General features: G+C 74.3%; 4 protein-coding genes. All 4 read left to right on the top strand.

Translation table 11 applies throughout. From position 1 onward, the window contains the following. Positions 1-413: 413 nt before the first annotated feature. The 4 genes from ACFY4B_RS28260 (at position 414) to ACFY4B_RS28245 (ending at position 14,042) form a co-directional block, all read left to right on the top strand. Entirely contained in the window at positions 414-1,847 is a 1,434-nt protein-coding gene (locus ACFY4B_RS28260; RefSeq protein WP_387972574.1) for a helix-turn-helix domain-containing protein, read from the top strand. A gap of 308 nt (positions 1,848-2,155) precedes the next feature. Next, positions 2,156-3,013 carry a sterol desaturase family protein gene (locus ACFY4B_RS28255; RefSeq protein WP_234348325.1) on the top strand — a complete coding sequence of 286 codons (858 nt, stop codon included), beginning with the start codon at positions 2,156-2,158 and terminating at the stop codon, positions 3,011-3,013. 72 nt (positions 3,014-3,085) lie between these two features. Next, entirely contained in the window at positions 3,086-12,331 is a 9,246-nt protein-coding gene (locus ACFY4B_RS28250) for an amino acid adenylation domain-containing protein (protein ID WP_387972571.1), read from the top strand. After that, positions 12,318-14,042 carry a phytoene desaturase family protein gene (locus ACFY4B_RS28245; protein ID WP_387972568.1) on the top strand — a complete coding sequence of 575 codons (1,725 nt, stop codon included), beginning with the start codon at positions 12,318-12,320 and terminating at the stop codon, positions 14,040-14,042. The genes ACFY4B_RS28250 and ACFY4B_RS28245 overlap by 14 nt, the downstream gene beginning before the upstream one ends. Positions 14,043-14,055 lie beyond the last annotated feature (13 nt).

The raw sequence follows: 14,055 nt of genomic DNA, 5'->3' as shown, positions 1-14,055 counted from the left end.
ACGGTCAGGGTGGTCGCCGTGGTCAGCAACCTGCCTGCGGTGACTCTGCGTTGCATCGAGGCTCCTCGCATGTGGGGGTCCTCGACCGCGGACGGCAGGGGCTGGTGGCACACCGCGGGGCCGTATCAGGGGGACGGCCGTGCGGGCCGTCCGCGCTCGGGTGCCCGAACACTCACACGACGTCATGCCCAGGTCAATGCCCGGTGCGCGCGGGGCAAGGGGTTGGCAAATTCCGTCAAGCCCGTCGGTCCGGCTTTGCGTCAAGCTGGGCTTTTCTTCAAGTGGTTGAGACCACCTCATGTACGAGGCGGGTGGCCATCGAGTACCGTCCTCCTGATCCGAGTCGTCGGAATCACTGGAATCGTCGACAGGCCCGGCGGCCGGCCGGGGACGACGCGCCCGGGGAGGCAGCCGTGCAGCGGAACCGTGTGGCCCCTGCGGCGGCGGGGCCGGCACCGCCGACCGGCCGGGGGCAGGACGCCTGGCGGGAGTTCGGCGCCCGGCTGCGGCACTGGCGGCGCCGGGCGGGCCTCACCCAGGCGCAGCTCGGCGCCGGGATCGGCTACGACCACACCGCGGTCAGCAAGATCGAGCACGGCGCCCGCCGGGTCACCCCCAGGGTCGCCGACCGGATCGACGACCTCCTCGGCGCCGCAGGGGAGTTGAGCGCCGCCTGTCAGCGCGCCGAGAACGCCGAACTGTGCGACCCGGACGCCATCTCGCCCGCCCTGCTTCGGCCCCCGCTGCCGGGCGGCGCGCCGGCCGGCCCGCCCGCCCCGACCCCGGCGCCCGCTCCACCGCGACTGCCGGACTACGGGCTGCTCTGTCCGCTGCACGGCGCCGAGGGCTGCGCCGTCCCCGAGCCCGGGGAACTCGCCGCCCTGCACGCCGAGTTCTGCTCCGCCGAGGCGCTCGCCGACCCGGCCGCCGCCCGCCCGCTGGACGCCGTCACCGCACACGCCCTGACCGGCCTGCTCGCCGCCCGCCTGCGCTCGGGCGAGACCGGCGACCGCCCGGTCCTGGTCGCGGCCGTCGAGCGCACCCTGCGCGCGGTGCTCGCGAGGCTCGCCACCGCCCCCGCCGGGCAGCGCGGCCCGCTGGTCCGGCTGGCCGCCGAGCACGCCCACGCGGCCGGCGCGCTGCGGATGCAGGACGGCCGCAACGCCACCGCGATGGCCTGCTACGACCGCGCCCTCACCTGGGCCGGGCTGGCCGCGGACCGGGCCACCCAGGTCGGCACGCTCAGCGACATGAGCATCCTGGCCCGGCTGGACGGCGACCCGGTCGCCGCCCTCGGCTACGCCCGCGAGATCGAACGGGCCGCCCCGGACCGGCACTGGGCCGGTGCGATGGGCCGGATCAGCCGGGCCCGGGCGCACGCGCTCACCGGCGACGTGCGGGCGACCGTCCGGCAGATCGACCTGGCCCGGTCGCACCTGGACCACATCGGCGCGGAGGACGAGGTCGACGTGCCCTGGCTCTCCATCGCCTCGATGCGGATGCGGGTCGAGTCCGCCGCGGCGGCCGCGCTGCGCGACCTCGCCGCCGCCACCGACGACCCCCGGCTGGCCCGCCGGGCGCTGGACGCCACCGAGACCGCCCTCGGCCTGCTCGGCCCGGACCAACTGCCCTCCAGCCGTCTGCTCTTCATCGTCCGCGCGGCCGACTGCCACGTCTGCGCGCACGACCCGGCCACGGCCGTCGACCTGCTCGGCCCCGCCCTGGAGGCGACCGGCGCGACCGCGCTGCCCGCGCTGGTCGAGTACGAGCTGCGCGGTCTGCGCGACCGTCTCGCGGCGCACGCGCCCCGTGCCGCACACCGATGGGCGGAGCCGGCCCGCTCCTGACCCGGGGGTGCTCCTGGAGTCGCGGCGCCGGCCGTGGGATATGGCCGGATCGATAGCCGCGCGCGGCGGCGCAGAAGGGGCGCACATCAGCGCTCGAAGATCTGCACGACTGTTGTCACACACCGTCAAGTCCCGCTTCTTCTCGACAATGCGCCCCCTTCGCGCCGCACAGACGTCAACTTCGTGCGCGTATAGTCCGCCGATCGGGTCATTCATGGAGTTAACACGTCGAATGACTGTCACGGCGCGCGTCGCCCGCTAGAGTCTCTGACGTTTCCAGTCGTTAGTCCGCGAAGAACGGGGGGCGCGTGCTGTCAGCCATTGCCCGCCGGCTCGCCCATCCGCTGCTGCTCCTGGGTGTGCTGTGCACAGCCGTCGCGACCCTGCACTTCCGCTGGGGGCCGGACCGGGTCTCCCCGCTCTTCCTGATCGCCGTCCTCGTCTACCTGGCGGTCCTGGAGCGGGTGATCCCGTACCGGACCGACTGGCATCCGAGCCGACGTGAACTCGGCTGGTACAGCGTCTACTTCGCGCTGAGCATGGTCGGCGGCGCACTGGCCCAGGGGCTGGTGGCGACGCTGGTGCAGGTGCTCGGCCCGGCCCACCCGGCGCTGCCGTTCGCGGTGGAGATCCCACTCGCGCTGCTGGTCGGCTCGCTCGGCGACTACCTCGTGCACCGCTGGTCCCACCGCAACAGGTGGCTCTGGCGGCTGCACGGGGTGCACCACGTCCCGGACAAGGTGAACGTCGCGAACAACGGCGTGAATCATTTCCTGGACGTGTTCGTCGCGCAGTCCGTGGTGCAACTGTCGCTGGCGCTGATCGGATTCTCGGCGGATTCAGTGTTCGTGGTCGGAATATTCGTCCTGGCTCAGGGGTATTTCGTCCACGCCAACATCGAAGTCCGCATCGGTCCGCTCGGCCACGTCCTGGCCGGGCCGGAACTCCACCGTCTGCACCACAGCACCGACCTCGCCGAAGCCGGCCACTACGCCTCCGACCTCTCGCTCTGGGACCACGTGTTCGGGAGCTTCACCTGGCGGCCCGGCCGAGTGCCGAAGGCCGTCGGCCTCACCGACCCGGCCGCGTTCCCCGCCACCGGCGAACTCGGCGCCACCCTGCTGCACCCCTGGCGCCGGGCGAAGACCACCGAGCAGTCCGTCTGACACCCGGCCCGAGCGGCCGCTCCCACCTGCCCGTGTCCCCGGCGCCACGCCATCACCACCCCGGATTGGATCATGACCTCCTCGCCCTTCGCCGTGCCCCGCGAACGCATCGCGATCACCGGTATCGGCTGCCGCCTGCCGGGACACGCCAACGACCACCGGTCCTACTGGCGCAACCTGATCGAGGGCCGGGACTGTCTCACCGAGACGCCCGCCGACCGCTACGACACCGGCACCCTGGGCAGCAGGGACCGGGCCAAGCCGGGGCGGCTGATCGGCGGCCGGGGCGGCTACATCGACGGCTTCGACACCTTCGACCCGGACTTCTTCGGGATCAGCCCGCGCGAGGCCGAACACATGGACCCGCAGCAGCGCAAGCTCCTGGAGGTCAGCTGGGAGGCCCTGGAGGACGGCGGCCTGCGCCCCGGCGAGCTGGCCGGCCGGGAGGTCGGCGTCTACATGGGCGCCTTCACCCTCGACTGGAAGATCCTCCAGTTCGCCGACCTCGACTTCGCCACCATCGCGGCGCACACCGCCACCGGCACCATGATGACGATGGTGTCCAACCGGATCTCGCACTGCTTCGACTTCCGCGGGCCGAGCGTCTCGATCGACACCGCGTGCAGCTCCTCGCTGGTCGCGGTCCACCTCGCCTGCCAGAGCCTGCTCCGCGGCGAGACCGAACTCGCCCTGGCCGGCGGCGCGTTGCTGCACATGGCGCCGCAGTACACGATCGCCGAGACCAAGGGCGGCTTCCTCTCCGCGGATGGCCGCTCGCGCGCCTTCGACGCCTCCGCGGACGGCTACGTCCGGGCCGAGGGCGTCGGCGTGGTCGTGCTCAAGCGGCTCTCCGACGCGCTGCGCGACGGGGACCCGGTGCACGCCGTCATCCTCGGCACCGGCGTCAACCAGGACGGCCGCACCAACGGCATCACCGTCCCCAGCGCGGACGCCCAGGTCACCCTGATCGAGCGGGTCTGCGCCGAGGCCGGGGTGCTGCCCGGCAGCCTCCAGTACGTCGAGGCGCACGGCACCTCCACCCCGGTCGGCGACCCGATCGAGGCCGCCGCCCTCGGCCGGGTGCTCGGCGTCGGCCGCCGCGCCGGGGACCGCTGCTACGTCGGCTCGGTCAAGACCAACATCGGGCACACCGAGGCGGCGGCCGGCGTCGCCGGGCTGATCAAGACCGCGCTCGCGATCAAGCACCGCCGCATCCCGCCGCACCTCAACCTGGAGCGGCCCAACCCCGGCATCGACCTCGACGCGCTGCCGTTCGAGATCCCGACCGCCCCGGTGGACTGGCCCGAGCACCGGGGCCCGGCCCGGGCCGGCGTCAACTCCTTCGGCTTCGGCGGCACCAACGCCCACGTCCTGCTGGAGGAGCCGCCGCGGCCCGGGCCCGCCGCACCGGTGGCCGAGCCGGCCCGCACGGTGCTGCCGCTGAGCACCAAGGACGCCGCCGGACTGCCCGAACTGGCCGCCGCCGTACGGCAGGAGCTCGCCGGCGGGTCGTCCCTCGCCGACCTCGGCCACACCCTGGCGCACCGCCGCCAGCACCTGCCCGAGCGGCTCGGCGTGGTCTACTCCAGCCGGGAGGACCTGGACGAGGCGCTGGCCGCGTACGAGCGCGGCGAGGAGCACCCGCGGGTGGTCCAGGGCCACGCCCGGGAGCGCCGGCAGCGCCGGCTGGCCTGGGTGTTCACCGGCATGGGCCCGCAGTGGTGGGGCATGGGCCGGGGGCTGTACGAGCACGAGCCGGTCTACCGGGAGGCCGTGCGGGCCGTCGACCGGGAGATCCGCGCGCAGGCCGGCTGGTCGCTGCTGACCGAGCTGGACCGCGACGAGGCGGACTCCCGGATGGCCGAGACCTGGCTGGCCCAGCCCGCCAACTTCGCCGTCCAGGTGGGGCTTTCGGCGCTCTGGCGGAGCCACGGCCTGCGCCCCGACGCGGTGGTCGGCCACAGCACCGGCGAGGTCGCCGCCTTCCACGAGGCCGGGGTCTACGACCTGGCCGACGCCGTCCGGGTGGTGCTCGCCCGCAGCCGGCTCCAGCAGCGCCTGGCCGGCACCGGCACCATGCTCGCGGTCGGCCTGCCGGAGGCCGAGGCGGAGCGCCGGATCCGCCCGTACCGCTCCCAGATCTCGCTCGGCGCGGTCAACAGCCCCTCCGCGGTGACCCTGGCCGGGGACGCCGAGGCCCTCGGCGAACTGGCCGAGGAGCTGCGCCAGCAGGGCGTCTTCGCCCGCCTGCTGGACGTCGAAGTCCCGTACCACAGCGTGCGGATGGACCCGATCCGCGGCGAGCTGGTGGCCGCGCTCGCCGCCATCAAGCCCCAGGCGGCCCGGCTGCCGCTCTACCTCACCGCCCGCGAGGGGCTCGCCCGCGGGCCGGAGCTGGACGGCGAGTACTGGTGGCAGAACGTCCGCAACCCGGTGCGCTTCCGGGCCGCCGTCGAGCGGATGGCCGAGGACGGGCACGGGCTGTTCCTGGAGCTCGGCCCGCACCCGGTGCTCGGCCACGCGATCCGCGAGTGCGCGGAGCAGGCGCACACCCTGCCGTCGATCCGCCGGCAGCAGGACGAGCCCGAGCGCCTCGCCCGCAGCCTCGCCGAACTGCACACCCTCGGCGTCGAGTTGAGCTGGGACGCGCTGCACCCGGCCGGCCGCCCGGTGCCGCTGCCGGCCTACCCGTGGCGGCGCGACCGGTACTGGGTGGAGCCCAAGCCGGTCGAGCAGGTCCGGCTCGGGCGGCTGGACCACCCGCTGCTCGGCCGCCGCACCGCGAGCGCCCAGCCCGGCTGGACCGGCACCCTCGACCCCGAGCGGCTGCCCTACCTGACCGACCACCGGATCGAGGGCCAGGTGGTCTTCCCGGCCGCCGGGTACCTGGAGATGGCCGCCCAGGCCGTCCGCACCCTGACCGGCGGCACCGAGGTGACGCTGGCCGAGATCGAGCTGAACCGGGCGCTGTTCCTCTCCGAGACCGAGCCCGTCCCCGTCCAGCTCGGCTACGCGCCGGAGGACGCCCGCTTCACCATCGCCTCCACCCCGGCCGGCGGCGAGCCGACCGTGCACGCGGGCGGCCGGGTCCGCACCGGCCAGCGCCGCTCCTACGGCCCCGCACCGGACCTGGACGCCCTGCGCGCCCGGGGGCGGCACCTGGACGGCCCGGACTGCTACCGGCAGCTGGCCGAACGCGGCTACGACTACGGCCCCGCCTTCCAGGCCATCGCCGAGGTGTGGGCGGGCCCCGGCGAGGCGCTGGCCCGGATCCGGCCGACCACCCAGCTCGGCCCGGACGCGGCCGACCACCACCTCCACCCGGTGCTGCTGGACGGCTGCTTCCAGACCCTGCTCACCACCCGGCTGGCGGTGCCCGAGGGCGGCAGCGTCCGGCTGCCCGTCTCGATCGCCGAGGTCCGGCTCGACGCGATCGGCGACCGCCCGCTCTGGGTGCACGCCACCGTCACCCGGGACAGCGGCGAGGAACTCGTCGGCGACCTCGCGCTCTACACCGAGGACGGCACCCCGGTCGGCCGGGTCACCGGCTTCCGGGTCGCCGACGTCGCCCAGGCCCCGGCCTCCGTCGGGCTGTCCACCATCGACGGCTGGCTCACCGAGGTCGACTGGGTGGCCGCCGCCGAGGCGCCCCTCGACGAGACCCCCGGCGACCTGCTGCTCTTCGCCGACGAGGGCGGACTCGGCGACCGCCTGGCGGCCCTGGCCGCCGGGCGCGGCACCCGCTGCCACCTGGTCCGGCCCGGAGACGAGTACCGGCACGGTGAGGGGCACTCGACCGTCCGGCCCGACTCCGCCGAGGACGTCCGGCGGCTGCTCGCCGACCTCGACCCAGCCTTCGGCACCGTCGTCCACCTCTGGAACCTCGACCAGCCCGCCCTGGCCGCCACCGCCGCCGACCGGCTCGGCCCGCTCGCGACCCTCGGCGCCTACTCGCTGATCACCCTCGCCCAGGCCCTGCCCGCCGCCCGCCCGGACGGCCGGCTGCACATCGTCACCCGGGGCACCCAGCCCGCCGCCCCCGGCGACCGGGTCGAACCGCTCGGCGCCCCCGCCTGGGGCATCGGCCGGGTGCTGTGGCAGCAGGAGCTGGTCGCCCAGCGCGGCACCCTGATCGACCTCGACCCGGCCGTCGACGCCGCCGAGCAGGCCGAGGCGCTGCTCGCCGAACTCGCGGCCCGGGACGAGCAGGAGATCGCGCTGCGGGCCGGCGTCCGGCTCACCAGCCGGCTGCGGCAGGCCGAGGGCCTCACCCGCCCGCTGCCGCCGGTCCTCCGCCCCGACGGCAGCTACCTGGTCACCGGCGCCTTCGGCGCGCTCGGCCGACTGCTCTGCCGCACCCTCGTACGGCGCGGCGCCCGGCGGCTGATCCTGGTCGGCCGTACCGCCCTGCCGGAGCGCTCGGAGTGGGCGTACACCGACCCGGACACCCCCGTCGGCGAGCGGATCGCCTTCCTGCGCGAACTCCAGGCGCTCGGCGCCGAACCGCTGCTCGCCCCGGTCGACGTCACCGACGAGGCCGCCCTCGCGGGCTGGCTCGCCGACTACCGGCAGCGCCAACTCCCGCCGATCCGGGGCGTGTTCCACCTCGCCGGGCAGGTCAAGGACACCCTGCTGGCCCAGATGGACCGTCCGGCCTTCGACGCCGGCTACGGCCCCAAGGTGGTCGGCGGCCACCTGCTGCACCGGCTGCTGGGCGACGAACCGCTCGACCACTTCGTGCTGTTCGCCTCCGTCGCCTCGCTGCTCACCACCGCCGGACAGACCAACTACGCGGCCGGCAACGCCTTCCTGGACGCCCTGGCCCACCACCGCAGGGCCGAGGGGCTGCCCGGGCTCAGCCTGGACTGGGGACCGTGGGCCACCGGCATGATCGAGGAGCTGGGCCTGGTCGCCCACTACCGCGACGCCCGCGGCATGAGCTCGCTGCCGCCGGACGCCGGAACGGCCGTCCTGGAGCGCGTGCTCGGCCAGGACCGCGCCCAGCTGCTGGTCGCGACCGTGGTCGACTGGCCGACCTTCCTCGCCTGGTACCCGGCGCCGCCGCCGCTGGTCGCCGACCTCGCGGCGAGCGCCGCCGAGCAGGCCCCGGCCGAGACCGGCGGCTTCCTGGACGCCTACCGCGCGGCCGACCCGCAGGCCCGCCGGGAGCTGGTCGCCGAGCGGCTGACCGCCGCTGCCGCGGCCGTGCTGCGGATCGCCGCCGAACGGATCGACGCCGACACGAGACTCGGCGCGCACGGCCTGGACTCGCTGCTCGCCATGGAGCTGCGCGCCCGGGTGCACGGCGAACTGGGCGTCGCCCTGCCGGTGGTGGCCCTGCTCAGCAACGGCAGCCTCGGCGACCTGGTCGACCTGCTCACCGAGGGCCTGGCCGAGCGGCTCGCCGCCGCCGGCGGCCCGGCCGAGGCCGAGGTGGAGCTGTACGCCGACGAGTCCCGCTTCCCGCTCACCCACAACCAGCAGGCGCTCTGGTTCCTGCGCCTGCTGCACCCGGACGGCTTCGCGTACAACATCGGCGGCGCCGTGGAGGTCCGCGCGGAGCTCGACCCGGAGCTGATGTTCGGGGCCTTCCGGTTCCTGGTCGCCCGGCACCCCGAGCTGCGCGCCGCCTTCACCGCCGAGGAGGGCCGCCCGGTCCAGCGCATCCGGGAGGCGGTCGAGGCCGACACCGGGCTGTTCGACGTCGAGGGCCGGCCGTGGGAGGAGATCCACGACCTGATCGTCCGCGAGTACCGGCGGCCGTACGACCTCGCCGAGGACCCGCTGGTCCGGCTGCGGCTGTTCCGGCGCGGGGCGGACCGCTGGGTGCTGATGAAGGCCGTCCACCACATCGTCTCGGACGCGATCTCCACCTTCACCTTCATCGAGGAGCTGTTCGAGGTCTACGAGGCGCTGCGCCAGGGCCGCACTCCGGAGCTGCCCCCGGTGCCCGCCCGCTACCTGGACTTCCTCAACCGCCAGAACCGCTTCCTGGCCGGGCCCGAGGCCCGGCGGATGCTCGACTACTGGCGCGGCCACCTGCCGGCCGAGATGCCGGTACTGGCGCTGCCCACCGACAAGCCGCGCCCGGCCGTGCAGACCCACAACGGCGCCTCCGAGTTCTTCCAGCTGGACGCCGAACTCACCGCCCGGGTGCACGAGTTGGCCCGTGCCAACGGCGCCACCCCGTTCATGGTGCTGATCGGCGCCTACTACCTGCTGCTGCACCGCTGGTCCGGGCAGCCGGACATCGTGGTCGGCAGCCCGGTCACCGGCCGCACCCAGGAGGAGTTCGCCTCGGTCTACGGCTACTTCGTCAACCCGCTGCCGCTGCACGTGAGCCTGGCCGGGGAGCCGACCGTGGCCGACCTGCTGGCCCGGGTGCGGGAGAGCGTGCTCGGCGGGCTGGACAACCAGGAGTACCCCTTCCCGCTGCTGGTCGAGCAGTTGGGGCTCCAGCACGACCCGAGCCGCTCCGCGGTGTTCCAGGCGATGTTCATCCTGCTCACCCACAAGGTCGCCGTGGAGCGCTTCGGCTACCGCCTGGAGTACATCGAACTCCCGGAGGAGGAAGGCCAGTTCGACCTCACGCTGTCCGCCTACGAGGACCGCGCGGACGGCTGCTTCCACTGCGTCTTCAAGTACAACTCCGACCTCTTCGAGCCCGCCACCGTCCAGCGGCTGGCCGCGCACTACCGCAACCTGCTGGACGCCATGACCCGAGCCGCCGAGGGCGAGCCGGTCGGGCGGCTGCGGATGCTGGGCGCGGCCGAACGGCGGGAGATCCTCACCGGCTTCAGCGGCGCCGAGCGCCGGATCGAGCACGACACCCCGGTGCCGGAGCTGATCGCCAAGGCCGCCGCCGAGCGGCCGGAGGCGGTCGCGGTGGTCGCGCCCGGCCGGGACGGCGTCCGCCGGCTGACCTACGGCGAACTGGACCGGCAGTCCCAGCGCACCGCCGTACGGCTGCGCGAACTCGGCGTCGGCGAGGGCACGGTGGTCGCGGTCTGCCTGGACAAGTCGCCCGAGCTGATCAGCACCCTGCTGGCGATCTGGCGGGCCGGCGCCGCCTACCTGCCGCTCGACCCCGGGCACCCGGCCGACCGGCTCGCCCACCAGGTCACGGACGCCGGAGCGGCGCTGGTGGTGGTCGACCAGCGGCGCCCGCTCCCGGCCGACCTGCCCGCCACACCGGTCACCCTGGAGGAGCTGGACCGGCCCGTGCTGGGGGGCGCCGTACCGCTGCCCGCCGCCGACCCGGACCGGGCCGCCTACCTGATCCACACCTCGGGCTCCACCGGCCGTCCGAAGGGGGTCCGGGTCGACCACCGCAACCTGGCCGCCGTCACCGCCGGATGGCGCGCCGAGTACCGGCTGGACACCGAGGTCCGGGTGCACCTCCAGATGGCCGGCACCGCCTTCGACGTCTTCTCCGGCGACCTCGCCCGGGCGCTCAGCACCGGCGGCACCCTCGTCCTGGTCGACCGCGAGCTGCTCTTCGACACCGCCCGGCTGTACCGGGTGATGCGCGAGGAGGCCGTGGACGGCGGCGAGTTCGTGCCCGCCGTGGCCCGCGCGCTGCTGGCCCACTGCGAGCGCGAGGGCCTGCCGCTGGACTTCCTGCGGCTGCTGATCGTCGGCTCCGACTCCTGGAAGGCCGCCGAGCACCAGCGGGTGCGCGCCCTGTGCGGCCCGCGGACCCGGCTGGTCAACTCCTACGGGCTGACCGAGGCCAGCGTCGACAGCACCTACTACGAGGGCGCCACCGACCGGCTGGAACCCGGCCGGATGGTGCCGATCGGCCGCCCGTTCCCGAACAGCGCCGTGTACGTCCTGGACCCGTACGGGGAGCCCGTCCCGGTCGGCGTGCCCGGCGAACTGTGGATCGGCGGCGCGGGTGTCGCGGCCGGCTACCCCAACGACCCGGAGCAGACCGCCCGGCGCTTCGTCACCCTGGACCTCGACGGCACGCCCGCGCGGCTCTACCGCACCGGCGACCTCGGCCACTGGGACGCCGAGGGCACCGTGCACCTGCTCGGCCGGATCGACAACCAGGTCAAGGTCCGCGGCCACCGGATCGAGCTGGGCGAGATCGAGGCCCACCTCACCGCCCGCCCGGAACTCGCCCAGGCCTGCGTGGCCGTCCGCCAGGACGCCAGGGGCGAGGCCGTCCTCGCCGCCTACGTGGTGCCCGCCGAGGGCACCGTGCTGGACCGCCGCGAACTGCGCCGCCACCTGGCCGAGCACCTGCCCACCGTGATGATCCCCTCCTACCTCACCGAGCTGCCCGCCCTGCCGCTCACCCCGAACGGCAAGGTCGACCTCGCGGCCCTGCCCGAGCCCAAGGCCGACACCGCCGGGGCGCAGCACGAACCGCCCGTCACGCTCTACGAGACCAGCGTCGCCGAGCACTGGCGGAACCTGCTCGGCCTGGACGAAGTCGGCCTCCAGCACGACTTCTTCGAACTCGGCGGCAGCTCGATCCGGCTCATCGAGCTGATCCACCACCTCCAGAGCGAGTTCAACATCAGCATCCCGGTCGGCCTGCTGTTCAAGGTCACCACCCTGCACGGCATGGCCCGCACCGTCGAGCAGATCATCACCGGCGAGGTGGCCGGCGGCGAGCCCTACCTCTGGTTCAACGCCGGGGCGCCCGAGGAGCACACGGTCTTCTGCTTCCCGCCGGCCGGCGGCCACGGGCTGGTCTACCGGCAGCTCGCCGCGCACCTGCCGGAACACCGGATCGCCTCCTTCAACTACCTGACCGGCGACGACAAGACCGCCCGCTACGCGGACCTGGTCGAGGAGCTGCACGCCGCCGGGCCGTACGTCCTGCTCGGCTACTCGCTCGGCGGCAACCTCGCCTTCGAGGTGGCCAAGGAGCTGGAGCGGCGCGGACGCACGGTGGCCTCGGTGCTGATGGTGGACGCCTACCGGGTCACCGAGGCCTTCGACCTCGGCGAGGAGCACCTGGCCGTCTTCGAACGCGAACTCCACGAGCACCTCCACCGCCACACCGGCTCGCGGATCGTCGCCCAGGAGACCCTCGAACAGGCCAGGGACTACCTGGAGTTCAGCAGCCGGACGCCCAACACCGGAACGGTCAAGGCCCAGTTGGACGTGGTCTGCGAGCGCGACCGGCTCTCCGTGCACGTGGGCGGCGAACCGGGCTCCTGGCACGGCGCCTCCACCACGGGCACCGCGGTGTACGTCGGGCACGGCGCCCACGCCGAGATGCTCGACGGGGACTTCGCCGCCCGCAACGCCGAACTGGCGGGCGCCATCCTGGCCGGGGGCACCGCCGATGGCCGCGGCTGACCGCGGGCCGGACTGGTCCGGCAGGGAGCGGGCCGCCGGCGGCCCGCCCCGGGTGATCGTGATCGGGGCCGGCCTGGCCGGCCTCGCCACCGGCTGCTACGCCCAGATGAGCGGCCTGGAGACCCGGATCTTCGAGAAGCACGTGCTGCCCGGCGGCTGCTGCACCGCGTGGTCCCGGCACGGCTACCTGTTCGACTACTGCATCGACTGGCTGATCGGCACCGCCGAGGGCACCGGCGCGCACCAGGTCTGGAGCGAACTCGGCGCCCTGGACGGCAAGTCGGTGACCCGCTTCGACACCTTCAACCGGGTGGTCGACGAACACGGCCGGGCCGTCACCTTCTACGGCGACCCGGGCCGGCTCGAGGCCCACCTGCTGGCCCTCGCACCCGGCGACGCCAAGCCGATCCGGGCCTTCTGCCGCGACCTGCGCCGCTACGCCGCGATGGAGCTGCCCTGGGAGCTCACCCCGCCGCCGCTGCGCACCACGGCGGAACGGCTGCGCACCCTGCGCGCCGTCCTGCCCGCGTTCCGGCTGTTCTGGCGCACCGCGACCACCCCGATGAGCGGCTTCGCCGAGCGCTTCCAGGACCCGCTGCTGCGGCGGGCCTTCCCCAACATGTTCCTCCAGGAGCCCGAGGGCTTCCCGCTGCTGCCGTACCTCTACACCCTGGCGGCCGCCCACAACGGCAACGCGGGCTTCCCGCAGGGCGGTTCGCTCGGGCTGGCGCGCTCGGTGGAGGAGCGCTACACCTCGCTCGGCGGGGTGATCGGCTACCGCTGCCGGGTGGAACGGGTCCTGATCGAGGACGGGCGCGCGATCGGGGTGGAACTCAAGGACGGCACCCGGCACTTCGCCGACCACGTGGTGGCCGCCTGCGACGGCCCGACGGTGCTCGAACGGCTGCTGGAGGGCCGCTACTCCAGCCCCGCCACCGAGAAGCTGTACGGCGAACTGCTCGACAAGCCGGGCAACCTGTACCCGGCCGTGGTCTCCGCCTTCGTCGGCATCGACGGACCGCTGCCCGAGGGCGAGCCGCACAGCACCACCTACCTGCTGTCGCCCGAGGACGGCGAGCGGCTGCCCGGCTCGCTCCAGCGCAGCCTGGTGGTGCAGCTGCGGTCCTCCTACGCGGACGGCTTCGCGCCGCCCGGCAAGTCGGTGCTGCACTGCACCTACTTCAGCGACTACCGCTCCTGGAAGGACCTGCGGACCGGCGACCGCCGGGCCTACCGGGCGCGCAAGCAGGAAGTCGCCTCGTTCGTCCGGGAGTTCCTGGAGCGGACGTACCCCGGGCTCGGCGGGCGGATCGAACTCGTGGACGTCGCCTCGCCGGTGACCACCGAGCGGTTCACCGGCAACACCTACGGCAGCATCCTCGCCTGGCAGGCCTTCTCGGAGGCCGAGGACGCCGCCAACCGGCTGGTCAACAAGGACCGGATGCGGCTGCCCGGGCTGAGCGGCTTCTCCATGGCGGGCCAGTGGACCGCGCTCGGCGGGCTGATCCGGGCCGCCACCAGCGGACGGTTCGCCGCGCAGTACCTCTGCCGGGAGCTCGGCCGGCCGTTCCGGGCCTGGCCCAGCGACAACCGGGAACCCTGGCACGCGGGCAAGTGGGGCCGCCTGCCGCAACTCGACCGCGCCACCGTGGGAGCGCCGGACGTGGGAGTGCCGGAGGCAGGCGTGGCGGAAGTGGGTGTGGCGGAGTGAGCGGGACGACCAC

The sequence above is a fragment of the Kitasatospora sp. NPDC001261 genome (genome assembly GCF_042896795.1).
Lineage (GTDB): Bacteria > Actinomycetota > Actinomycetes > Streptomycetales > Streptomycetaceae > Kitasatospora.
The sequence above is the reverse complement of the archived record's forward strand: the minus strand, read 5'-3'. Positions and strand labels throughout refer to the sequence as shown.

Excerpts from the sequence above, each read along its gene's own strand:
- ACFY4B_RS28250 (WP_387972571.1), top strand. The coding sequence starts at position 3,086 with ATGACCTCCTCGCCCTTCGCCGTGCCCCGCGAACGCATCGCGATCACC.
- ACFY4B_RS28245 (WP_387972568.1), top strand. The coding sequence starts at position 12,318 with ATGGCCGCGGCTGACCGCGGGCCGGACTGGTCCGGCAGGGAGCGGGCC.